Below are 231 nucleotides of genomic sequence, written 5' to 3' on the forward strand. Positions count from 1 at the left end.
GGCCGTTTCCTTCACACTCAGCTCATTCACACAACGAAGGATGATGACTATTCGATATTTTGCCTTGAGCTTGTACAGGGATTGTTCTAATTTCGCACGCTCCTCCTTTTCTACGAGTGCTTGTTCTGGCAGACCATTTTTTGAAGGAAGGATGCGCAAAAGCTGGCTGGAGAAGTGAATCAGTTTTTTTCTGCGATAATGATCAATCCCTGTATGCTTTGCAATAGAAAG

The 231-nt window shown here is 43.3% G+C and carries 1 protein-coding gene; it reads right to left on the reverse strand.

Features of this window, described 5'->3' with window-relative positions; genetic code table 11:
* The coding region (locus tag SB773_RS34995; RefSeq protein WP_410595188.1) for an RNA polymerase sigma factor at nt 1-231 on the reverse strand (231 nt) is incomplete at both ends.

It is taken from the genome of Bacillus sp. SIMBA_074, from assembly GCF_046534555.1.
GTDB lineage: Bacteria > Bacillota > Bacilli > Bacillales > Bacillaceae_G > Bacillus_A > Bacillus_A mycoides.